This is a genomic window from Mycetocola saprophilus (assembly GCF_000718085.1).
Taxonomy (GTDB): Bacteria; Actinomycetota; Actinomycetes; order Actinomycetales; family Microbacteriaceae; genus Mycetocola; species Mycetocola saprophilus.
The window spans coordinates 1,096,279-1,119,398 of sequence record NZ_JOEC01000002.1; the positions used below are offsets into that span (position 1 = coordinate 1,096,279).

Here is a 23,120-nt window from a genome sequence, read left to right on the forward strand (position 1 = left end):
GCACATTCGTTCTGTCGCCCGATGCGCTGTGGGCGAAAATGAGGGGATTATCGGCTCTCTCCGGCATGGGAATGCGAGAATGAGAGCGTGAGTATTCCGCAGACCGGCCGTGGCCGCAACCCGTTTGACGCCCAGCTTCCCGATGGGGAGACGGTGGCGATCTTTGAGAGCTATCAGGACGCCCAGAAGGCCGTCGCGGTGCTGGGTCAGAGCGACTTCCCGGTGCGTGCCGTGGCCATCGTGGGCTCGGATCTGCGCAGCGTCGAGCGGGTCACCGGCAAGATGACCTACGGTCGCGCCGCCGGTTCGGGAGCGCTGAGCGGTGGTTGGATGGGAATCTTCCTGGGCCTGATCCTGGTCATCATGAACCCCACCCTGAACCTCGGGATCGTCGCTGCCGCCGTATTCCTCGGTGCCGGCTTCGGCATGCTGTTCTCCCTCTTTACCTTCTCCGCCCGCCGCCGGCGCAAGGACTTCACCTCGGTCATGCAGATCGTCGCCGCGTCGTACTCCCTGGTGGTGCCCGCCGAAATGGTGGGCCGTGCCCGCAAGCTGCTGAATACCGCCCTGGAAAACGGCGGCACCGGCACCACCAACTAGCGACTCGGTTCGGGGCGTCCGATGACCTCGGATGACCGTACATAACAAGACTGTTCGGTTTGATCAGCCCGGGGGATTAGGGTGTGACTACTCGCACCAAAAGGAGACCCCGTGACCTCGACCCTCACCCCCAAAAAGCTGGGGTTTGTGCACCTCGTGCCGATCGATCCGGCCGATCCCGTCCGGGGGTTGGCCGACACCATCGAGCTGTTCCGCTTCGCCGAGTCCCTGGGACTGGATAGCGGATGGCTGCGTTCGCGGCACCTGCAGCGCGGCCTGGGTTCCCCCGCGGTGCTGTTTGGTGCCCTCGCCCAGCACACCTCCCGGATCGGGCTCGGGACCGCGGTGATCCCGGTGGGACACGAGAATCCATTCCGCCTGGCCGAGGACCTGGGCACCGCCGATCTGCTTTCGGGTGGACGGGTGCTCGCCGGGGTCAGCGTGGGGGCACCGAAGTTCTCCGATGAGGTCAACGACATCGTCTTCGATTCGGGGTGGCGCACCGAGGACTATGGTTACGGCCGGATCCAGCGTCTACACGACCTGATCGACGGCGCGCGGGTGCGCGAGATCGAGGAGTACAACGGTATCGGCGGCGACCTGGACACCGAGCGGGTGGAACCCCACAGCCCGGGACTCGCGAACCGCATCTGGTACGGTGGCGGCTCGCTGCGCTCGGCCGAGTGGGCCGGGCAGGCGGGCCTGGGCTGGCTGATGAGTAACATCAGCAGCACCGAAAACGGCGTGCGCGACTTTGGACTGGTGCAGCAGGCGCAGGTGGCCGCGTACCGCGCCGCTCATCCCACCCCCGAGACCTCCAACGCCGTGCTCGCCCGGGTTGTGGTTCCCACCGAGGGAGCAACTCCGGCGCAACTTGGGCTCTACCGCGATTACGTAGAGCGCCGCACCCCGCGCACCCGTGAGGTGCACGGACCGCGCACGATCATCGCCCCGGACATCCTGGGCTCCACCACGGAAATCGTGGACAGCATCGCCCAGGATCCCGGATTCGCCGCGGCGGATGACTACCTGGTCGAGCTGCCCTTCGAGTTTGGCCTGGACGAGTGGAAGCACATTCTGGAGCAGGTGGCGACCCGGATCGGCCCGGCTCTCGGCTGGACCCCGGGCGGTGCCGCATGAGTGGGGATCCGCTGATTCGGCTGGCTCGCCCCGAGGAGTTTGAGGCGATTGATACGCTGATTCGCGCCGCCTATACTCACGATTACGGAGATAAGGGGCACGCCACCGATCCGATGCAGTTCGCCGCCTCCCGCGCGGAAAACTATGACGTGTGGGTCGCCGAGGACGCATCGGGTGCCCTGCTCGGGAGCGTCACCACGCGTCGGGTCGGCGTCCCGCCGCTGCATGAGGACGTGCGGGAAGGGGAGCTGGATCTGCGCCTGCTGGGGGTCGCCCCCGAGGCGCGCCGTCGCGGGATCGCCGCCGCGCTCATGCGCCACGTGATGACCTCGGCGCGTGCGGATGGCTGGCACACGGTGTTCCTGAAGACCGGACCCGGGATGACCGGTGCCCACGGACTCTACGAGCACCTGGGATTTGTGCGCACCCCCGAGCGGGACGGGCTGTGGATCGGCGGAACGAAGGTCCTCGACCTGTTTACCTACGTGTATCCACTGGTCGAAGCCCCCGGTGCGGAGCGGCTGGCCGGCTAGCGTCGGTGCGCGCCCCCGGTGGCGTGGCACTGCCCGGGGTCGCGGAGAGATTCAGGAACTCGGGCAGCACGGTGATCGCGTCCAGGATCCGCACCCGCGAATCGGTGGCGAGACCCAGTCCCGCCTCCCGAAAATCGGCCGCCGTGTGTTCGCCCCCGAGAATCCCCAGCGCGTGGGCGGCCCCGGCATAGAGGCCCGCCTGGACATCGGCCACCGTGTCGCCCGCAGCCAGCACCCGGGCGGCGTCGAGGACCCCGGTACGCTCCATCGCCCGGTGGATCAGGTACGGTGCGGGGGAGAGCTGGGACACCTCATCGCCACACACCAGTGCGTCGATGGTGACCGCGTTGTCTTCCCCGGGAGCACCCAGGCGCCAGCCCAGCCGGGCCAGGACCGCGGTGGCGACCGGGCGCGAGAGCCCGGTGGTGAGGGCGATCCGGATCCCCGCCGCCCGCAGCGCTCGCAGGGTGGCCGACACCCCGGGCAGGGGTCGCGGGGGAAGGCTGACATAGTAGCCGTCCAAGAGCGCGACATACCGGGCATGCGCGCGGGCGACCACCGAGGCCGTAACGCTACCGCCGCCGAGTTCGATCAGCGCCGCCAGGGCCGTATGTTTATCGGCGCTCATCCAGGCCAGCAGATCGTGCGGATCCACGTCCACCCCGCACTCGCGCACCGCGTCTTCCAGCGCGCGATAGACGGCCTGGCCGTCGTCGATGGTGGTACCAGAGAAGTCAAAAACCGCGAGCTGAATCATGAGGTCTCCCAGCACTGGGGGATATCCGCCGCGGCCGATACCCGATCAGGTTGTGGCACTTACCGTGACTATAGGCTCGCTCATGTTTAGTTTTTGCGCAACCCGCCAGGATTCATCCGCCGTTCATGTGGGCACCGCCATCGAAGAACGCAGAAGTGCCCACGACCAACTGGTCGTGGGCACTTCTGCGGGGGAAGGGTGCTAGCCCTTGACCGCTCCACCCATGCCGGCGGACTTCAGGAACAGACCCTGGAAGATGATGAACAGCACGATCGGCACCAGGGTCGAGATGGCCAGGGCCGCCAGGTAGGTGCCCAGGTCGATGGTCTGCTGCAGCTGCGGCAGACGCACCGAGAGTGGCTGTACCTCGGGGAGGGCGAGCACCAGCTTGGGCCAGAGGAAGTCCTTCCAGGCGGCAATCACCGCGAAGACCGAGACCACACCGATGATCGGCTTGGACAGCGGCAACACGATCTGCCAGAAGATCCGGAACGATCCGGCCCCCTCGGTGCGCGCGGCCTCGAAGATCTCCGGCGGGAGGTTTTCGAAGAAGCGCTTCACCAGCAGGATGTTGAAGGCGTTGGCACCGGCGGGTAGCCACACCGCCCAGAACGTGTTCTGCAGCGAGATGCCCAGGAACGGCACATCGAGGATGGTCAGGTACAGCGGCACCAGCAGCACCACCGAGGGCACAAACAGGGTGGCCAGCACCAGGGCGTTGAGGACCTTGGCGTAGGCGGGCTTGAGGATCGCCAGCACGTACCCGGCGGTCATCGTGACCACCAGCTGCATGACCAGCACACCCAGGGCCACCCACACGGTGTTCATGAACTGAACGTCCAGTCCGATCGTGGTCCACGCCTTGCTGACGTTGTCCCAGGCGAAGCCGTTGGGGAACAGCGCCATCGGGGTGCGCAGGGTGTCCTGGGTGGGGGTGATCGCGGCCTTGGCGAGCCAGAGGATCGGACCCAGCCCGCCAATCGCGAGCAGCACCAGGAGGGTGATCTGGATGCCGTTGGCGGAGCGACGAATGCCGCGCCGGCTCCACTCATTGGTCGAGATGATCCCGCGCTCATCCGAGGGACCGGCGGCCGCGGGCTTCTTCTTTCCGAGGCGACGGCGACGGGTGGGGGCGGGAGCGGTGTCGAGCACCGCGTCGGCGGTTACCGCGACGCCGGCGTCGCTACGGGTCGATGTGGTGGTCAATTCTTGCTCCAACCAGAGGTGAGACGGAAGTACACGAAGGACAGCAGGGCGAGGAAGAGTGCGAGCATTACGCTCAGCGCGGTCGCCGAACCGTAGTTACCACCGAGGCTGTTTTGGAAGCCGTACCGGTAGATGAGTTGGAGCAGGGTGACCGTGGAGTTGGCCGGTCCACCATCGGTAAACAGGAATGGTTCCAGGAACACCTGCGCGGTACCGATGATCTGCAGGATCAGGGTGATCAGCAGGACCCCGCGCAGCTGCGGTAGGGTCACGTGCCAGATCTTGCGCCAGATACCCGCACCGTCGATCTCGGCGGCATCGTAGAGTTCGGGGGCCACCCCGGTCAGCGCGGCGAGGTAGATGATGATGGTTCCACCGGCGGCGGCCCAGGTGGCCTCCAGCACGATCGAGGGCATCGCCATGGTCGCGTCCTGAATCCAGGGGAAGGGCCCGAGGCCCACCCAGCCCAGCATGGTGTTGAACACACCGTTGGGGCCCGCATCGTAGAAGAACTTCCACAGCAGCACGGCGACCACCGGCGGGATCACGACGGGCAGATACGCGAGCACCGAGTACAGGCCGCGGGCCCGTCGTACCTCGCTCATCAGCACGGCGGCGATCAGCGGAATCGGGTATCCGAAGATCAGGGCCAGCAGCGCAAACCAGCCGGTGTTTTGCAGGGCCACCCAGAACACCGGATCCTCCAGCACACGCTGGAAGTTCAGCAGTCCCACCCACTGCGGGTCGGCGATCAGGTTGGTCTTTTGGAAGCTCATCACGAATGCGCGGATGATCGGGTAGAACGAGAACAGCCCAAAGATGATGATCATCGGGGCCGCAAAGAGGAGGTTGGAGAGCCCACCGCCACGCAACCAGGTGCGTGGATTCCGGGCGCGCCGACGCTTGGTCGGAGCGGGTTTGGTGAGGGTGGTCATGGTGGCGGCGGTGCCTTCCTGCACGAGGGAATAACGAGGTGTGACCGCGGGGATGGACGGGCCATCCCCGCGGCCGGCGCGAGGCTCGGGCGTGCGCATTGAGGTGATGCGTCTGCCCGGGCTCCCGCATCGCGGCGATGCGAGAGCCCGATGCTCGCGGATACTAGCTGTGCGGCGTGAACCGCGGTGAAACCGGTGGTGCTAGCCGCGGTCCAGGACCGCCTGGGCGTCGGCGTTTGCCTGCTTGAGCAGGGCGTCGATGTCGGCGTTCTTATCGGTGAGGACTGCCTGGACCACCGGCGAGAGGATGCCGTAGATGTCCTGGGTGCTCTTGGTCGGCTCGATCACCAGCGGCTGGTCGAAGATCTTCGAGGTGAACGGGGCTACCTGGTCCTGGGGGACGTTGATGTAGTCCTTGATCCACTCGCGAGACTCATCCAGGGTGGCCTTGTCGAAGATCGGCAGAGCCGGGGTTCCCACGGCCTGGTTTGCCGCGGCGAGGGTCTTGGCATCGGTGATGGCCGCGTCCTTGTCCAGGTACTTCTGCAGGTAGTAGAAGTTGATCCACTTGACGGCGGCCTTCTTCTGCGCCTCGCTGGCCTTACCGTTGACCACCGAGAGGGTACCGCCGCCGAGCACGGCGCCGTCCTTGCCCTCGAGCGGCAGGGTGGTGATGCCGTAGTGCGCCGGGTCCATCTGGTTCTCGCGGATCAGCGCGGTGTAGAGGTCGCTTCCGCCGGTGAACATGCCGATCTGGCCCGAGGCGAATGCCTTGTTGATGGTTCCCCAGTCGTAGAGGAAGTTGGAGCCCATCGAGTTGTCCTCCCAGCGCAGGTCCTTGAGGAACTGCAGGGACTTCTTGGTGGCGTCGGTGTCGAGGGTCGCGGTGACCTTGTCACCCTTGATCTCCTCCATGCGGCCGCCGTGGGCGTAGGTGGCCACGGTGGTCTGCCATCCACCGGTGGCGCCCTGGGTCATCTGCATGTAACCGGCTGCACCGGTCTTCTCGGAGATGGTCTTGGCGGCCGCGCGGACCTCATCCCAGGTTGTCGGCGGCTTGTCGGGGTCCAGGCCCGCCTGCGTGAACAGGTCGCGGTTGTACTGCAGGCCGTTACCGTAGGCCTCGCGCGGGACGGCGAAGATGTGACCCTTGTCGTCGGTGCCGGCCGAGAGCACGTTCTTGTTGAACTTGTCGTAGAACGGCAGCGCCTTGACCTCTTCGGTGATGTCGGCGATCTGACCGTTTTCGATCAGGGTCTGACCGTCGGTGAAGGGGATGGTGTAGACGATCGGCAGGGTGCCACCGGCGAGCAGCGCGGGGAAGGTGTCGGCCTTCCACTCGTACTCGACCGGCTTGATCTTGATGTCCGGGTTGGCCTTTTCGAACTGCTTGACCTGGTTGTTGAAGGCGTCAAATGCCGCCTGCTCGGTTCCGGGGATCAGGCTGACCACCGAGAGCTCAACCTGGCCGTCGGCTGATTCGCCGCCGCCCGGGTTGGCGCCGTTTGAGCAGGAGGCCAGGAGGCCGATTGCTGCCAGAGCGGAGACCGTGAGGGTCAACGCTTTAATGGGTGACTTCATTGTCATTGCCTTTCGTTGTGATTAGTTGGTGCGGGAGGGGTGCTGCGTGAGCCGAAGCCACGCGGTGGTGTCGGCGGGCAGGAGACCGCCTTCGAGGGGGGAACTGGAAAGCAGGAGCTGGGCGCGCTCGGGCAGCGCGAACGGTTCACCGGAGAAGTTGGTGACGCTGATGAATCCGTCGGCCCGGGCGAAGGCCAGCACCTCGGGGCCGAAGCCCGCGTGGTCGGACGCGGTGAGCCAGCGGAAGGGGCCGTCTCCGAGCGCCGCATCGCGCTCACGGAACTCCAGCATCCGGCGGTACAGGTTCAGCATCGATCCGGGATCCTTGCGCTGTGCCTCGACCGTGTAGGTGTTCCAGTCGGCCGGCTGGGAGAGCCAGGTCGGCGCGGTGGAACCCTCGGGTTCGAAGCCGAACGGGGGTTCCTGACCGGACCAGGGCAGCGGCACGCGGCAGCCGTCGCGACCCGGATCCACACCGTTCGAGCGGTGGTACATCGGGTCCTGACGCTCCTCATCGGGCAGATCCTCAACCTCGGGCAGGCCGAGCTCGTCGCCCTGCCAGATGTAGAGGGAACCGGGCAGCGCGGCGGTCAGCAGCGCGGCGGCGCGGGCACGACGGGTACCCAGGGCCAGGTCGGTGGGGATCCCGCGACGCTTCTTGAGGAACTCGAACGAGGAGTCCTCACGGCCGTAGCGGGTGACCACGCGGGTCACGTCGTGGTTGGAGAGCACCCAGGTGCAGGGGGCGCCGATCGGGGCGTGAGCATCACGCATCAGGTCGATCGAGGCACGCAGCTCCTCGGCCTTCCACTGCCGCGTCATGAAGTCGAAGTTGAACGCGGTGTGCATCTCGTCGGGGCGCAGGTACGCGGCAAAGCGCTCGGCATCGGGCAGCCAGATCTCGCCGATCAGCGCGCGGCCTCCCAGCGGTGCCCGGTCGCGGTACTCCTCGGCCACCCGGCGCCAGCCGCGGTAGATCGTGTGCAGCTCGTCGCGGTCGGTGTTGGGGTGCTCGCCGGGACCCGGGTTCTCGGGGATCTCGGGGAGGGCGGGGTCCTTCACCAGCAGGGCCGCCGAGTCGATCCGGATGCCGGCCACGCCGCGGTCGAACCAGAAGCGCAGGATGTCCTCGTGCTCCTGGACCACCTCGGGGTGGGACCAGTTGAGGTCGGGCTGCTCGGGATCAAACAGGTGCAGGTACCACTCGCCCGGGGTGCCATCCTCGTTGGTGAGGCGGGTCCAGGTGGGGCCGGCGAAATTGTTGGGCCAGTGGGTGGGCGGCTGATCGCCGTTCTCGCCGAGTCCCGGGTGGAACCAGAAGCGGGCGCGCTCGGGGGAGCCGGGCTCCGCAGCCAGGGCCTGCTGGAACCAGCGGTGCGCGGCCGAGACGTGGTTGGGGACCACGTCCACGATCGTGCGGATGCCCAGGGCCAGCGCATCCTGGATCAGCGCCTCGGCCTCGGCCAGGTCGCCGAAGGCGGGGTCGATCCGGCGGTAGTCGGCCACGTCATAGCCACCATCGGCCAGCGGGGACTCGTACCACGGGGTGTACCAGATCGCGTTGATGCCGAGTTCCTTGAGGTACGGCAGGCGCTGACGGACTCCGCGGAGGTCGCCGGTGCCGTCGCCGTTGCCGTCGGCAAACGAGCGGGGGTAGATCTGATAGATCGTGTCCCCGCGCCACCAGGAGTTGGCGGAGGGAGTAAGTAGGGTGCCGAGCGCGTCGATGGACGCCTCGGGGGTCTCCGCACCGAGGGCCTCGGGGGAGTCGACCGCGGTGGTCTTGTGGTGTTCAACGGTCCTGGACAAACCAGCGCCTCTGTTTCCTGTGCGTAATCCGTGGCGTCACTCGTGTACCGGTTGGGGCAGGAACCCGACCAACGCCGTTGTTGAAACCTAAATGTAAGGGAAGCGACAGAATCACGCAAGAAGGACACAGAACGTAAGAAATTTACAAAGATTTACTCTCTTTTGCGCGCGGAGCGGGTGCGCATCGGCGCGGTGGAGCCGCGAACCACCAGTTCGGGCTCAAACAGGAACTCGTCCCGGGTGGCCGAATCCTCGCCGATCTGACGCAGCAGGAGCTCCACCACCATGCGTCCCATCGTCTCGATCGGCTGACGGATCGTGGTCAGCGGGGGCTCGACCGCGTTCATCAGGGCGGAGTCGTCGTAGCCCACCACCGACACATCGGCCGGCACGTTGAGGCCCGCCCGGCGCACCGCACGGATCGCGCCGAGGGCCAGCAGGTCGCTCGCGCAGACGAAGGCGGTGGCATCGGTTTTCTGCAGCAGACGCGTCGCCGCAACCTGCCCGGCCTCGAGCGAGTAGAGCGAGTGGATGACCCGGTTGCCGGTGAAGTCCACGCCGTTCGCGGCACCCCAGCGCAGCGCGGCCTGATACTTGCGCCGTGAGGGCACATGGTCCTTGGGGCCCAGAATCAGGCCGATCTGGGTGTGCCCGAGCTGGTGCAGATGGACCAGTGCCTGCTCCATCGCGACCGCATCATCGCAGGAAACCGTGGCGACATCCAGGCCCTCGGCCAGGGCGTTAACAAAGACAAACGGCAGGCCGAGCTCGGTCAGGCGGTCGTAGTGTTCGTGGCTGGCATCGGTCTCCGCGTAGGCGCCGCCGGAGAACACTACCCCGGACACCCGCTGGGAGAGCAGCAGGTCCACATAGTCGGCCTCGGAGATCCCGCCGGTGGTCTGCGTGCACAGCACCGGGGTGTAGCCATTTTGGGCGAGCGCCCCGGAGACCACTTCGGCAAACGCGGGGAAGATCGGGTTCTGGAGTTCGGGCAGGACCAGGCCCACCAGGCGAGCACGCTCCCCGCGCAGGCTGGAGGGGCGCTCATACCCCAGCACGTCGAGGGCGGTGAGTACCGCATTGCGGGTGGTCTCGGATACCCCCGGCTTTTCATTGAGGACGCGACTGACGGTCGCCTCACTCACGCCTACCTTGCGGGCTACCTCAGCGAGTCTTCGTGACATGTCGCCACACTAGCAAGTTCTTGCAATAGAAAGTAAGTCTTTTGCGTAGATTCGGTCTGAGAGAGCAAATTCATCCCCGATTAGCCCCGGAGTGCGGCCAGAATAATCCCAAACCGGTGCCGAGGACCGGCGTGGCGCAAGGGGGCGGTGCTTTCGAACGGGCTCGGCTAGCCCGCGCTGATCGGCGCGCAGGTGGTCAGGTACTCGATCAGTTCGGTGGCATCGTCCGTGGTGAACAGGGTATCGAGGGCGAAATTGTATTCCTCTCGCCGAATAAACGGAATACTGACGGCCTCGAATCCCGCCTGGATCAGGGCGCCGGTCATCATGATTCTTGCCGTGCGCTTATTGCCGTCAAAGTAAAACTGGGAGCGAGTGGCCGAGGCGCAGTAGACCAGGGCTTTCGCCCGGGGATCACGGAGGGCCGATAGGGCGGCGAGAAGATTTGCGTGATCGGACACAAGCGCGTTGCCTCCGGAGCCGGTGGGGTCTCCATCGATTCGACCACCCCGTGCTAACAGGACGGTTCCGCCGCCGGTGACGTCCCCTTCGCCGCGGAAATTGCCCGCCTCGATGGCCTCGTGGCGTGCAACCGCCGCATGGATTCGGTCCGAGAGTTCCTTGCGCAGTGTAAACGTCCCCGCGCGAACCTCGCTCACCATGATGTCCATCCCCTCGCTAAGCGCCAGGATCTGGTCTGCCTCGGCCTGTGGTTTGCCGCCGATGGTTACTCCCTCGAGCAGCGTCCTCACCTGGGGGAGGGTGAACGTATTGCCCTCGAGAGCCGCGGCATTCCAGATCAGCGTTGGTAATGATTTCTGGAGGCGAAATAGTGCACGGGATGTGGGTGAGGCGGGAATGAGATCAAAATTGACCCGAGAAGGGTCCCAGCTGACCCGCCCGGTGGTGATCTGGCGTGCCGGGTCACCCTGCCGAGCACGCGGCCGAGTGGTTGTGGGTTCGGGAACGGGGCTGGGGGTGTCCCGCGGATGTGTTCCCTGTCGCGGCGCACGGCGTTGTAGGTAGTCTTGCGCGCCACGTCCCCAGGGTTCTGACGGATCGGCGAGGAGAGTCTGCCGGTTTCCGCGTGGGTTCATCGCCGGTCACCACCCCTCGGTGATCGCCTCGGCCAGAGCGCCGAAACCCAAGCCGTGCAGATCGAGAACCGTCTGAATGGGGGAGACGAGCCGGTGTCCGGTCTCGGGGATCTCAATGGAATCGATCAGGTAGGCCGGATGTGCCGCCGCAACCAGGACCCCTCCGGGCTGGTAGCGATCCGCGCGCACCAGGGTCTGGCCGAGAATCTCAGAGGCCGCGTCGGCATTCTCGGACCAGAGGATCAGGGGGCCGGGCGTGGACGCCTGATCGAGATAGAAGTCCGCCACGGGAACTCCCGAGAGGGCGTAGTGGCCCCGGGCGGCGACGCCGGTGGAGTGCGCCAGCTTCATCATGCGCGCCGAGCTAAACCCCGGGCGCGGTGAAAAGAAGCCCGCGCCGGCGCGATGCTGCGGGGCGGCATAGCGCCCGGCTGTTTCGATAATTTCCGGAGGCGTGCGGGCACCCCAGCGTTCGAAGCGGGTGGTCCATTCCTGAACATCTGCCGCCGAGATACCGGTCGAGGTGTCCTTCTCCGAGTCGAGGACGCCGGTAAAGGTGGGATCCAGCAGTGCCCGAGCGGCGATGGCGGCACCGGGGTCACTCGCGGGAACCAGGGTCAGGTGCACATCGAGTCCGGCGGCCAGCGCGAACTCCCGCAGTGTCTTGAGCTCGGGAGACGACGCACCATCGCGAACGCGTTGAATCGTCATTCGCGAAAGACCGGTGGCGCGCGCGGTTGAGGTGGGGTGCGCGCCCAGCTGGCTGATGAGGGTGGAGACGTCCATGCCTCAACGTAACATCAATGTTGCAGCCGTAACAAGGGTGTTACCGCGAGGGTGCTTAGGCGGTGTGTGGCCCGCCGGCGAGGATCGGGTCGTGATCAAAAACCGGGAGGGCCTCGGTGCGGACCACCGATTCCGGGGCCTGGGCGTAGACGGCCGCCGCGGCGAGGGTGCGCAGCAGCGGATCCTCCCGCTCGGCCAGGGCCAGTCCCACGAGCACACGAATGGCGGAGTCGGGCAGATCGCAGCGCGCGAGTCCGCGCAGAGCCCACACTCGGAGGTCCTCATCGGGATCGCGGTTGGCCACGCCGGCCAGGATCTCGCCGATCAGATTGCGTGCGGTATCCAGCTCTTCATCGAAGAGACGGCCGGGCTCCTCCCCGTCGATCGCCGCGATCAGCGCCAGGGCACGGGCGGCCTCGGTGCGCACGGCCGGATCCTCGGCGCTGTCCTCAACCAGGGTGATCAGGAAGTCGACCCGGTCGGAGTCGGCACCGGCTTCGCAGCCGCGCAGGAGTCTGGCGCGACGATCGGGGTCGGCGCTTCGGAAGGCATCGATCAGATCCACGGTGGCGGTCATGCCTCTATTCTGCGCGCTTGCGTCCGGAGATGCCAGGGTCTCGAGCAAAACGATCGGCCGGGGTGCCCAAAACGCAATCGCCGCCGGTGCGAACCGACGGCGATTACGAAGTGGACGGCCACCCGGGAAGCCCATCAGCGTTTCGCGGGATACGGCCGGGGCGATGCCCGAGTGCCTAGGCGTTCAGGCGCGCGATCCACGCCTCGACATCGTCCGCGGTGCGCGGGATGTGTGCCGAGAGGTTTTCGGCACCGTCGGCGGTGACCAGGATGTCGTCCTCGATCCGAACGCCGATGCCGCGGAACTCCTCGGGCACGGTCAGGTCGTCGTTCTGGAAGTACAGGCCGGGCTCGATCGTGAAGATCATGCCCTCCTCGACGATGCCCTCGTGGTAGAAGTCGCGACGAGCCTGGGCGCAGTCGTGCACGTCGATGCCCAGGTGGTGGCTGGTACCGTGCACCATGTACCGGCGGTGGTACTGGTTCTCCACCAGCAGCGACTCCTCGGCCGAAACCGGCAGCATGCCCCACTCGGCGGTCTTCTCGGCGATTACGCGCATGGCCTCGGCGTGGATCTCCTTGAACACGATGCCGGGTCGCACGATCGCCAGGGCGGCATCGGCTGCCTCGCGCACGGCCTCATAGACCTTGCGCTGCACGTCGGTGAAGGTGCCGTTGATCGGCAGGGTGCGGGTGATGTCCGCGGTGTACAGGCTCTCGACCTCGACGCCGGCATCCACCAGGATCAGCTCGCCCGGGGTGACCGCGCCGTCGTTGCGGGTCCAGTGCAGGATGCACGCGTGGGATCCCGAGGCCGCGATGGTGTCATAACCGACGGTGTTGCCGTGCTCGCGGGCGTGGGTGTTGAAGACACCCTCGACCACGCGCTCGCCCCGCGGGGAGGCGATGATGCGGGGCAGCTCGGCGATGAAGGCGTCGAATCCACCGGCGGTGGCGTTCACTGCTTCGCGCATCTCGGCGATCTCGAAGGAGTCCTTGACCAGGCGCAGCTCGGAGACGAACCGGGTGAGGTCCTCGTCGTGGTCGATGCGCAGGTCCGAGTCGGTGGCCACAAACTCATCCAGGTGGGCGGTAGCCAGGTTCAGGTCGGCGGCAACCTGGGCCAGGGAGGGGCGCGGACCGATCCAGAACTCGCCGATCGCGTGGTTGGCGTAGAACTCGTCGGAGTCGCGCCCGGCGCGTTCGCGGAAGTACAGGGTGATCTCGTGACCCTCGCCCGCGGGCTCAAACACCAGCACGGCACCGGGCTCGGAGTCGGCACCCCAGCCGGTCAGGTGGGCAAAGGCCGAGTGGGCGCGGAACGGGTAGTCGGTGTCGTTGGAGCGCTGCTTGGGGTCGCCGGCCTCGATCACCACGCGGGCACCGGTAAACGCGGCGCTCACCTCGGCGCGGCGCCTCTCGGCAAACGCCGCCTGGACGCGCGCGGTGGGGAGCTCATCCGTGCGGTCGGCCCACTGGGACCCAATATAGTCCTGGAAGCGATCGGATCCGGGGGTGGTGGATCGGGCGTCCTTGGTCTCTTCGCTACTGGTAGTCATGCTTTACATTCTCGCACTGTTCGTGCCCCGGTTTGAAGCACCTGGCGTGTCTGTCCGCCTTGGCTCGCTCACCGCGGTGTCGCGGGTTGATCCTAGCGAGAACCTGCCTCGGACTCATGCACAACCCGTGAGTGGTGAAGGAGTCGAGCCCTAACCGTCTCCCGTACAATTTTTGCGCGGTGCGATCCGCCGCGCGCAAGGTGTTGAACGTCGAGGTAGGCGTGCCCTGGAAGCGGCAGCGTTTCGCGTTGAAGGATTGAGAAATCGTCGTGTAAATGAAGCTCGAGCATCCAGAGCGAGGCTGACACCAACCCACGAATGTGATGGACGGGATGGGCGTTTACCTGGGTGAGGTGCTGGTACATACGTCCAGGCGTCGTTCGTCTTGAACGCGCGCCGGAGAGCTTTCCGTCGTCTAGGGTTCCCCATGCGAACATCAGATTACTTACTACTCCGGTCACTGGATCAATCAGGTTCGGTGTATCAAAACAGGCCCGTAACCAGAGCTCGTCCGGGACGTCAGGGATGTTCTCACCGGGCAGAAGATACTCGCAGTGCACGCTAGTCATGAACGTGTGTGCTGATAAAGGTTTTTAGTCGAGTGGCATCCCGAGTGGAGATACTCGCGGGCTCGGCGGGTGGCTCCACCGGGATGTATCCAAGAAAATACCTGCCCGAAGAGTCAACCTCGAAAACAACCACCCAGAGGGCGGACTGCCACTCAATGCGGATCCCGCTCGTCTCGCCGGGAAATATGCCGGGTGCGGGCCAGCCGCGCTCTCCCGAATCGATGAGCAGCGTGGCGAGTGTGGCGAGTGCTGGCGTGGGAATCAGAGCGGAGACATCGAGTGATTCGAGCCGTTCCGTCCAGGGTTTGTGTGTCGTTCCATAGTTCATTGTGAAAACCTCGTTTTCGTCCGAATGTGACGGTACGTCAACGTCGGGGGCACGAGGCGATACCTTGTTGAAGGTTATGTCGCGGACGAGGCCACGGCTATGGAAAACCAACGAGACTTAGCTGAGAATCCGAGGCATATCCGGAACGAAGTTCGGGGCTAGTCCGCCGCGGCCGGTTCCAGGCGCACGGTGATCGGGCGGTGATCGCTGCCCGCCTGATCGAACTCGCTGTGTACCTTCATGCCGGCGATGTCCCAGACCGGGGTGGCGAAGACGTGATCGATCGGGGATCCCAGCAGTGCGGGAATGTTGGTCGGCCAGGTGCCGAGGGCTGCGGTGCGGGTCGCCAGGCCCGCGTCATTGCAGCGCCCGAGCGCGGCGCCGTCGCGGCCGAGGCCCGCCATGCTGTCCACGGTCGCGTTGAAGTCGCCGGCGATGATGACGTTCTCGGCGTCACACTGCGCGGCGAGCCAGGCCAGGTCCTCGCGCCAGTTGTGCATCTGCGGGGTCGAGGGGGAGACAGCGTGGCTGGCGATGATGGTGGGGCCGCGGCCGTCGGCGGGACGGAGCACCACGCTGGGCACCACGAGCGTGTTCGAGGCACCCACGCCGTTGCTGCTGGCCTGCGTGTACGCGCCCAGCGAGGGGGAGACCAAAACCGTGGTTGAGCTGGCGGCAGCAATCTTGCCAAACGACTCGGTAAACACGTTCATGGGTTTGCCGGCGGCCTTCATCGCGGCGGCCACCTCGAGTCCGGTCTGATTGCGGGTCTCGGGCAGGGCGACGATATCCGCCCCGGAGTCCAGCGCGAGCTTGGCGATGGTGGCCGAACCCATCGCGTTACCCTTGGTGTTCCAACTGAGCACGTTGATGCTGCTCTCGGTTTTTGCCGGCATCGCATCGTTGTCAAACCCGCGGTACACCAGGATGCCGGTGTTGGCCACGGCTCCGAGGAACATGACCACGGCCATGCTGCCGGCGAATCCGCGCAGCGGGCGAATGATCCCGATGATTAAAAAGAGGATCAGCGCGGCGACGCAGCAGGCCACCAGGAGGCCACGCATCGCGGTGATCTGGGCGACGACCACGGTGGTCTGGAGACCAAACAGCGGGGGCCAGGTCACGATGAGCAGGCCCAGTGCAACCGCAAGGGTGAGGAGAGCGCCGAGGAACTTGAACATGACCCGGTCAGGATATCGGGCGAAATCTGGGAGTTCCCGGGAGGATGCTGAGCATGCGGCCTACACTGGTCAGTATGCCCCTGCAATCCTCCCTCCGTGGTCCCGCCGATCTGCACACTCATTCGAGTATCTCCGACGGTACCGAAACCCCCGGAGAACTGGTGCGGGCGGCGGCTCAGGCCGGATTGGGCACGGTTGCGCTGACCGATCACGACACCACCGCGGGCTGGCCCGAGGCGATGGTCGCGGCCCCTGAAGTGGGGGTGAACCTGATTCCCGGGATGGAGCTGAGCACCCGGCATAACGGCATGAGCGTGCACATGCTCGCCTACCTGTTTGATCCCTCCGATCCGGCGCTGCTGGCCGAAACCGAGCGGATCCGGGTGGCCCGCAAGACACGCGCGGCCGAGATCGTGGAAAACATTCGGGTGGACTATGACCTCACCTGGGAGGACGTCCTCGCCCAGACCACCCCCGGGGCCTCGATCGGGCGTCCACACATCGCCGACGCGCTGGTGGCCCGCGGCCACTCCACCGATCGCAGCGCCGCGTTTGACACCATCCTGCACCCACGCAGCGGATACATTATCCCGCTCTATGCGCCGGATCCCATCGTGGCGATCCGGATGATCCGCGAGGCCGGCGGCGTACCGGTCATCGCCCACCCGGCCACCGGAACCCGGGGACGCCTGATCCCCGAGGACGTGGTTGCCGAGATGGTAGAGGCGGGACTGTTCGGGATGGAGATCGACCACCGCGAGAACACCCCCGAGGGGAAGTCGTGGCTGCGCGCGCTGGCCGCCCGCTACAACCTGGTGCTCACCGGATCCAGCGACTATCACGGGGCCGGCAAGCCCAACCGGCTCGGGGAGAACACCACGCCGAGCGCGGTGGTGGACGCGATCGTGGCCGAGGCCACCGGGTTCGCCCCGATCATCGCCGGCTAGCCCACAGACACAACGCCCGCCCTTCCGAGTTGGAGGGGCGGGTGTTGTGTTTCTGCGGCTATTCGGCGGCGGGAGCGGCCTCGGCGGGGGCTGCACCCTCGCCGCGACCGCGGCCACCACGCGAGCGACGACGACGGCGCGGAGCACCCTCGCCATCCTGCGGTGCCGAGGCGGTCACCGGGGCACCCTCAACCGGGGTGACGCCGGCGGCGGGACCGGCGGCCGCGCCGCCACCGCGGGTGCGACGACGGTTACGCGAGGGGCGAGCGGCGTCTCCGCCGGCCTCACCCGATCGGGCGGGACGCTCGGTACGAGCCTGACCTTCGCCGCGACCCTGGCCTTCGCCACGTGCCGGACGCGATCCGTTGCCACTGCGAGCACCACCGCTGCGGGCGGCACCCTCGCGCGGGGCCGCCGGGGCGGCGGGCTTCAGACGGCCCTTTGTGCCGGCGGGGATGTTGAGGTCCTCAAACAGGTGCGGGGAGGAGGAATAGGTCTCGGTGGGCTCGGGCTGACCGAACTCCAGCGCCTTGTTGATCAGGGCCCACTTGTGCAGGTCTTCCCAGTCGACGAAGGTCACGGCGATACCGGTCTTCCCGGCGCGGCCGGTGCGGCCCACGCGGTGCAGGTAGGTCTTCTCGTCGTCGGGGATGGTGTGGTTGATCACGTGGGTCACATCGTCCACGTCGATGCCGCGGGCGGCCACATCGGTCGCGATCAGCACGTCCTTCTTGCCCGCCTTGAATGCGGCCATGCCGCGCTCGCGCTGCTCCTGGCCGAGGTCTCCGTGCACGGCGGTCGCGTTGAAGCCGCGGTCGTTGAGCTCGTCCATCAGGCGGGCGGCGGCACGCTTGGTGCGGGTGAAGATCACGGTCTTGCCGCGGCCCTCGGCCTGCAGGATGCGGGCGATGACCTCGTCCTTATCCAGCGAGTGCGCACGGTAGATGACGTGCTTAATGTTGGCCTGGGTCAGACCCTCATCCGGGTCGCTTGCGCGAATGTGGATGGGCTTGGTCATGAACCGGCGCGACAGGGCGACGATCGGACCGGGCATGGTGGCCGAGAACAGCATGGTGTGGCGCTCGGCGGGGGTCTTAGAGAAGAGGCGCTCGATGTCGGCCAGGAAGCCCAGGTCGAGCATCTTGTCGGCCTCGTCCAGCACCATTTCCTGGATCTTGGAGAAGTCGAGCAGGCGCTGGTTGTTGAGGTCGATCAGTCGTCCCGGGGTACCCACGATGACCTGGGCGCCGGCCTTGATCTCCTCGATCTGACCTTCATAGGCCTTGCCTCCGTAGATGGCGGCGATCTTGGTGGGACGGTTGCCGGCGGCCAGCACCAGGTCTTCATACACCTGGACGGCCAGCTCGCGGGTGGGAACCACGATCAGCGCCTTGACGCCGGGTTCGGGGTTGTCGCCGAGGCGCTGCAGCACCGGGAGACCAAAACCGAAGGTCTTACCGGTGCCGGTCTTGGCCTGGCCGATGATGTCCTGGCCGGCGATGGCCAGCGGGATGGTCTGTTCCTGGATCGGGAACGGCGCGGTAATTCCCTTACCGGCGAGGGCGTCCACCATGTCCTGGGCGACGCCGAGTTCAAGAAAAGTCACGATATTTAATGCCTGTCATGCAGTGATGTGGTCTACGCCAACGGATTCTGCGTGCGGGCGTAGGGTCCCATTCCAACGATGAGACACTCCCAGCTTACCGGGACGCGTAGACTGAGCGTGTGATTTCCTGGTTTCGGCGGCGTGGCCCCTCCTCAAACGAATCCCAAGTGGTACTGCGCGAGAGCACGGTTCCCACCACCCGGGTGGACTTTGCCGAGCTTGCCTCCGACACCTCCGACTTCCTTGGACAGTCTGCGTATTTGCAGCTGGCCGTGTTTCAGCAGTACTCGGCGATCAGCCGCGACAGCGGTCGCCTGCTGACCACCGAGTTGATCGCGGGGCCCGCCGGGCTTGCGCTGCGTAAGCATCATGAGCTGGTCGGGGAGATTCGCCGTCGCGGCGAGGATCCGCAGGTGCTGATGGCCCCCTACGTGCCGGCGATTGATCGCCTGCTGGGCATCGCCCGCGGCGACTCGATCAACGAGGGACTGCTGGGCCTCTACATCACCCAGGGCTTCCTGGACGACTTCTTCCGCGGCCTGGCCGCGCGCCTGCCCGCCGACCTGGCCCCCCGGATGGAACGCGTTCTCGGTGCCGATAACGGCTCCTCGGTGGTGGTGGGAATCCTGCGCGATGCGATCATCGAGGATCCCCGTCGCGCCCACCGCCTGGCTCTCAGCGGACGCCGCCTGGTGGGCGACATCATGCTGGTGTGCCATGCGGCGCTGCGCCTCGAACCGGTGGGCACCGACACCACCGATCGGGCACCGGGAAACACCCCCGAGCGGGTCGAGCCGGTGTTTACCGAGCTGATCGGCCGGCACACCCAGCGCATGGATGCGCTGGGCCTGACCGCCTAGCCACACAATTCGGGCGCACGATACCCGGCATCGAAGCGACACTAACAACGAAGCGCCCCACCGTGTTGGTGGGGCGCTTCGTTTACTGCTGCCGACTAATTAGCCAACAAACCCGATGCGACGGGTCTCCTCGCTACCGATCTCGACGTAGGCTACCGAACCGGTGGCCACGATGTAGCGCTTGCCCTTGTCGTCGGTGAGGGTGAAGTGCGGGGTGCCGGAGCTGATTGCGTCGCCGACAATCTTCTCGACGTCGGCCGCGCTCTGGCTGGATTCGAAGCCGAGTTCGCGGGGGCTGTTGATGATGCCGATACGGATATCCACGTTGGTGCCTTTCGGTTGCCGGGGAACGGATCCTGGGTTGATTCCAGCGTACGACACCGCCACCCACCGAAACCCGTTATCCGCGCGTGCCCAGAGCGAACACGCGTCCTCGCCGGGCCGGTGATCCCCGCATCGGCGGTGTCTTCCGGGGGATATCGGTGGCTCACGCTAGCGTGGGAGCGTGAGCGAATCCGAACCCCTCGATCAAGACCGGTTGTCCGCGAGCCTGGATAACAGCCAGCGTGCCGTGCGGGATCTCCGCGATGGTGCCCACGCGGCGGTGCACGGTGCGCCCGGATCGGGGAAGACCCACACGCTGACCGAGGTGGTGGCCGATCGGATTATCACCCGCGGCTATCCCACCGACGACGTGGTCGTGCTGGCCGCCGACCGCCGGTCGGCCACCGCGCTACGGGACACCCTGGCGCTGCGCATCGACCGTCCCACCCGGGGCCCGCTGGCGCGCACCCTGGGCTCGCTGGCCTTTAGTTTTGTGACGGCCGCCGCGGTGGCCGATGGGGTGACCGTTCCGCGGCTGCTGACCGGCGCCGATCAGGATACGATCCTCGCCGACCTGCTGGCCGGAGAGGTGGAGGACGAGGGTGCCGCCTGGCCCGAAAGCCTGGGACCCGATGTGCGGGCGCTCAGTGGTTTCCGCACCGAACTGCGGGAGCTGATGATGCGGCTCGTGGAAACCCGCACCCGCCCCGCCGAGCTGGCCCACCTGGGGCACCAGCACGAGCGTCCCGAGTGGGTGGCGGCGGCCGCGTTCATCGCCCGCTATGAGCACGTGATGGACCAGTATTCGCAGCCCCGGCTGGATGCCGCCGAGGTGATCGCCGAGGCGACCACGCTGCTGCGTGAGGGCCGCGTTTCGGCCCCACGCCTGATCCTCGTGGACGACTTCCAGGAGCAGGGACCGGGCACGCTGGGATTCCTGGCGGCCGCGGCCGCCGCCGGCTCCACGATCCTGGCGTTTGGGGATCCCGATGTGGCCAGCGCAACCTTCCGCGGCTCCGATCCCGCGGCGCTCAGCGGGCTCAACCTGATCCTGGGTGCCCCGGTGGAGACGTTCACGCTGACGCAGGTGCACCGGCATGGTCCCGAGCTGCGCGCGGTGATCACCGAGCTGAGCGATCGGGTGGGGGCCGCCGGGCGGGTTGAGCATCGTCGCGCGGCCTCGGTGCTGCCCGCTCAGCCCGCGCAGGCCCCCGTCCACTCCACCGAGGAGTCCGAACAGGAACGCTGGGAGATTCCGCCCACGCTGCCGGTGGTGCGCATTCGCGCGTCCTCCCCGGCAGCCGAGCAGCAGGCGATCGCCCGGATGCTGCGCGAGCGCCACGTGTATCACGGGGTGCCCTGGTCACAGATGGCGATCGTGGTGCGCTCCTCGGCGTCCATTCCCGTGCTGGCTCGGGCGCTGGCCATGGCCGACGTTCCCACCTCGGCGGAGACCGCCGGCGAAGCCCTGCGCGACCGCTATGCGGCGCGGGCGCTGATCCTGGCGCTCGCGGTGGCCCTCGAACGCATCCCGGTGACCGCCGCCCGCTACACCGAGCTGCTGCTGGGACCGCTGGGCGGTTTCGACGGGATCGGTCTGCGCCGACTGCGCCGCGCGCTGCGCCACGAGGAGCTGCTGGGCGGCGGACACCGAGGATCGGATGAGCTGCTGATCGAAGCCCTCGCCGCCCCCGGAAGATTCGCGACCCTCGACACCCCCGGTGCCCGCCGCGCGCTGCGCTTCGCCGAAACCCTGGCGCAGGTGCGGGCGGGGTATGCGGCGGGCAACAGCGCCGAGGAGCTGGCCTGGATCGTCTGGGATCGCAGCGGCTTGGAAAAAACCTGGACCACTCAGCTGGGCCAGGGCGGCCTGCTTGCCGAGGAGGCCAACACCAACCTTGATGCGGCGGTCGCCCTGTTCACCGCGGCCAAGCGCGCGGCCGAACGCGATCCCGATGCCGACGCCGGTATCTTCGTCGACTCGCTCCTCGAGGCCGACCTGGGGGAGGACTCGCTGGCACCGCGGGCGCGCGGGGAGGCCGTCTGGATCGGCACCCCGAGCGCGGTAGTGGGCCGCGAGTTCGACGTGGTGGTTGCCGCCCGGGTGCAGGCCGGTGCCTGGCCCAACCTGCAGCTGCGCGGGGCGCTGCTGTATCCGCAGCTCTTCAGCCAGGTGGTCGCGGGCCTGCCCACGACCCTGCTGGATGCGCGGGCCGAACTCCTCTCCGACGAGCTGCGCCTCTTTGTTCTCGCCTGTTCGCGGGCGCGCACCCAGCTGGTGGTATCCACCACCGATGGCGATGACGAACAGCCCTCGCCCTTCCTTCGGTTCCCGACCCTCGATGGTGCGCCCGTGCGTACCGGGACCGGTGAGTATCCGCTGACCCTGCGCGGCATGGTGGGCGCGCTGCGCCGCCGCCTGGTGCGCGCTCACGAGGCCGGGCGTCCCGAGGAGGCGGCCGAGGCGGCAAGCCTGCTGGCCCGGCTGTCGGACGAGGGGATCGCCGGGGCCTCCCCGGACTCCTGGTACGGCCTGGCAGAGCCCTCCACCACCGAACCGCTGGTGGACCTCAAGGATCCCGACGCACGCGTGCGGGTCTCGCCCTCGCGGATGGAGGCGTTCGAGAAGTCGCCGCTGAACTGGTTTATCGAGGACGTGGCGCGCCCGCCGAGCACCGTGGCGGCGGGCATCGGCACGATCATCCACGAGGCGTTTGAGCGCGCGGGGATGATCCCCGCCGACCAGATCACCCCCGCCGATATCGCCCCCGAACGACTGTGGGAGCACGTCTCCGAGCGCTGGGGCGAGCTGAGATTTGAGGCGCCCTGGCTGGCTCAGCGCGAGCGCGCCGGGGTGGACGAGGCTCTGGTGGGTGTGGCCGCCTACCTCTCCGACGCCCTGCGCGCGGGCAACGTGGTGCTGAGTACCGAGGGCGGGTTCCGCCTCGAGGTGGGCCAGATCATCATCGGCGGCTCAATCGACCGGATCGAGCGGCGTCCGGCCACCGGCGAGGACACCGAACCGGTGATCGTGATCATCGACCTCAAGACCGGGCGCAGCATCCCCACCCAGAAGTCGATGCTGACCCACGCCCAGCTCTCCGCCTATCAGCTCGCGCTGACCCGCGGGGCCGTGTATACCGAGGTTCCGGATGAGGCCGCCGCGCCGGTCGAGGCTCACGTTGCTCCACTGGCCGACTCGCCAGCCGACGCGACCGCCGAGGCACCCGTTGTCGCGGTCGCCGTCCCGCCCGCCGAGCCCGCGACCCCCGCCGAGCCCGCGGTCCGCCGCCACCCGATCACCGGACGCTCGGGCGGCGCGATGCTGCTCTACGTACGCACCCCCACGGTCAAGGCCTACGCCGAGCGCGTCCAGGAGGTCCAGACCGAGGAGGAGCTTGCGGCTTTCGAGGAGCGCGTGGAAACCGTGGGCACCGGCATGGCCGCCGCGACCTTCGTCGGCGTCTTCGGCGAGGGCGAGCACGATCCCCTTACCCGCCTGACCTACCGTATCCACCTCATCGCGGCCGTCTCGGAGTAAT

General features: G+C 66.9%; 19 protein-coding genes. 6 read left to right on the top strand and 13 right to left on the bottom strand.

Annotated elements, in window-relative coordinates; translation table 11 throughout:
* Nucleotides 1-87 precede the first annotated feature (87 nt).
* The 3 genes from IE92_RS16730 (at nucleotide 88) to IE92_RS0110855 (ending at nucleotide 2,273) form a co-directional block, all read left to right on the top strand.
* Nucleotides 88-600, top strand: a complete 513-nt coding sequence (locus IE92_RS16730; RefSeq protein ID WP_245601260.1) for a YflT domain-containing protein — start codon at nucleotides 88-90, stop codon at nucleotides 598-600.
* 111 nt (nucleotides 601-711) lie between these two features.
* Nucleotides 712-1,740: an LLM class flavin-dependent oxidoreductase gene (locus IE92_RS0110850; RefSeq protein WP_030148520.1), complete on the top strand. Its 1,029-nt coding sequence runs from the start codon at nucleotides 712-714 to the stop codon at nucleotides 1,738-1,740.
* Nucleotides 1,737-2,273 (top strand): GNAT family N-acetyltransferase, encoded by a 537-nt coding sequence (locus tag IE92_RS0110855; RefSeq protein ID WP_051701594.1) that lies wholly within the window; start codon nucleotides 1,737-1,739, stop codon nucleotides 2,271-2,273. Before IE92_RS0110850 ends, IE92_RS0110855 begins: the two co-directional genes overlap by 4 nt.
* Here the strand turns inward: IE92_RS0110855 and IE92_RS0110860 are convergent.
* The 11 genes from IE92_RS0110860 to IE92_RS0110910 form a co-directional block, all read right to left on the bottom strand.
* Nucleotides 2,218-3,030, bottom strand: coding sequence for an HAD family hydrolase (locus IE92_RS0110860; protein WP_081864006.1), 813 nt, complete (start codon nucleotides 3,028-3,030; stop codon nucleotides 2,218-2,220). The genes IE92_RS0110855 and IE92_RS0110860 overlap by 56 nt on opposite strands.
* A 201-nt stretch (nucleotides 3,031-3,231) precedes the next feature.
* Nucleotides 3,232-4,236 carry a carbohydrate ABC transporter permease gene (locus tag IE92_RS0110865; protein ID WP_030148523.1) on the bottom strand — a complete coding sequence of 335 codons (1,005 nt, stop codon included), beginning with the start codon at nucleotides 4,234-4,236 and terminating at the stop codon, nucleotides 3,232-3,234.
* Complete coding sequence (locus tag IE92_RS0110870; RefSeq protein ID WP_030148524.1) at nucleotides 4,233-5,171, bottom strand: carbohydrate ABC transporter permease; 939 nt, start codon at nucleotides 5,169-5,171, stop codon at nucleotides 4,233-4,235. The genes IE92_RS0110865 and IE92_RS0110870 overlap by 4 nt, the downstream gene beginning before the upstream one ends.
* A gap of 201 nt (nucleotides 5,172-5,372) precedes the next feature.
* Nucleotides 5,373-6,752, bottom strand: coding sequence for an ABC transporter substrate-binding protein (locus IE92_RS0110875; protein ID WP_030148525.1), 1,380 nt, complete (start codon nucleotides 6,750-6,752; stop codon nucleotides 5,373-5,375).
* A gap of 21 nt (nucleotides 6,753-6,773) precedes the next feature.
* On the bottom strand, nucleotides 6,774-8,480 hold the full coding sequence (locus IE92_RS0110880) for a glycoside hydrolase family 13 protein (protein WP_030148526.1): 1,707 nt from the start codon (nucleotides 8,478-8,480) through the stop codon (nucleotides 6,774-6,776).
* Between the two features lie 233 nt (nucleotides 8,481-8,713).
* Nucleotides 8,714-9,745, bottom strand: a complete 1,032-nt coding sequence (locus IE92_RS0110885; protein WP_030148527.1) for a LacI family DNA-binding transcriptional regulator — start codon at nucleotides 9,743-9,745, stop codon at nucleotides 8,714-8,716.
* A 167-nt stretch (nucleotides 9,746-9,912) separates the two neighbouring features.
* Nucleotides 9,913-10,497 carry a Fic family protein gene (locus IE92_RS0110890; protein ID WP_211250778.1) on the bottom strand — a complete coding sequence of 195 codons (585 nt, stop codon included), beginning with the start codon at nucleotides 10,495-10,497 and terminating at the stop codon, nucleotides 9,913-9,915.
* A 351-nt stretch (nucleotides 10,498-10,848) separates the two neighbouring features.
* The gene (locus IE92_RS0110895) at nucleotides 10,849-11,628 is read right to left on the bottom strand and encodes a hypothetical protein (protein WP_030148529.1); all 780 of its coding nucleotides are present in this window, start codon (nucleotides 11,626-11,628) and stop codon (nucleotides 10,849-10,851) included.
* Nucleotides 11,629-11,683: 55 nt separating this feature from the next.
* Nucleotides 11,684-12,205, bottom strand: a complete 522-nt coding sequence (locus IE92_RS0110900) for a HEAT repeat domain-containing protein (protein ID WP_030148530.1) — start codon at nucleotides 12,203-12,205, stop codon at nucleotides 11,684-11,686.
* A gap of 175 nt (nucleotides 12,206-12,380) precedes the next feature.
* Entirely contained in the window at nucleotides 12,381-13,763 is a 1,383-nt protein-coding gene (locus tag IE92_RS0110905; RefSeq protein WP_051701592.1) for an aminopeptidase P family protein, read from the bottom strand.
* 1,055 nt (nucleotides 13,764-14,818) lie between these two features.
* Nucleotides 14,819-15,841 carry an endonuclease/exonuclease/phosphatase family protein gene (locus IE92_RS0110910; RefSeq protein WP_030148532.1) on the bottom strand — a complete coding sequence of 341 codons (1,023 nt, stop codon included), beginning with the start codon at nucleotides 15,839-15,841 and terminating at the stop codon, nucleotides 14,819-14,821.
* A gap of 74 nt (nucleotides 15,842-15,915) precedes the next feature.
* Between IE92_RS0110910 and IE92_RS0110915 the strand changes: the two genes are divergently transcribed.
* Complete coding sequence (locus IE92_RS0110915) at nucleotides 15,916-16,788, top strand: PHP domain-containing protein (protein ID WP_030148533.1); 873 nt, start codon at nucleotides 15,916-15,918, stop codon at nucleotides 16,786-16,788.
* A gap of 58 nt (nucleotides 16,789-16,846) precedes the next feature.
* On the opposite strand, the gene IE92_RS0110920 is transcribed toward IE92_RS0110915, so the two are convergent.
* The gene (locus IE92_RS0110920) at nucleotides 16,847-18,397 is read right to left on the bottom strand and encodes a DEAD/DEAH box helicase (RefSeq protein ID WP_030148534.1); all 1,551 of its coding nucleotides are present in this window, start codon (nucleotides 18,395-18,397) and stop codon (nucleotides 16,847-16,849) included.
* 164 nt (nucleotides 18,398-18,561) lie between these two features.
* Between IE92_RS0110920 and IE92_RS0110925 the strand changes: the two genes are divergently transcribed.
* Entirely contained in the window at nucleotides 18,562-19,254 is a 693-nt protein-coding gene (locus IE92_RS0110925) for a ferritin-like fold-containing protein (protein WP_051701591.1), read from the top strand.
* Between the two features lie 99 nt (nucleotides 19,255-19,353).
* Here the strand turns inward: IE92_RS0110925 and IE92_RS0110930 are convergent, their stop codons facing one another.
* On the bottom strand, nucleotides 19,354-19,578 hold the full coding sequence (locus IE92_RS0110930; RefSeq protein ID WP_030148536.1) for a DUF3107 domain-containing protein: 225 nt from the start codon (nucleotides 19,576-19,578) through the stop codon (nucleotides 19,354-19,356).
* Between the two features lie 181 nt (nucleotides 19,579-19,759).
* Here IE92_RS0110930 and IE92_RS0110935 point away from each other — a divergent pair, with 181 nt between their 5' ends.
* Nucleotides 19,760-23,119 carry a PD-(D/E)XK nuclease family protein gene (locus IE92_RS0110935; protein WP_051701590.1) on the top strand — a complete coding sequence of 1,120 codons (3,360 nt, stop codon included), beginning with the start codon at nucleotides 19,760-19,762 and terminating at the stop codon, nucleotides 23,117-23,119.
* Nucleotide 23,120 lies beyond the last annotated feature (1 nt).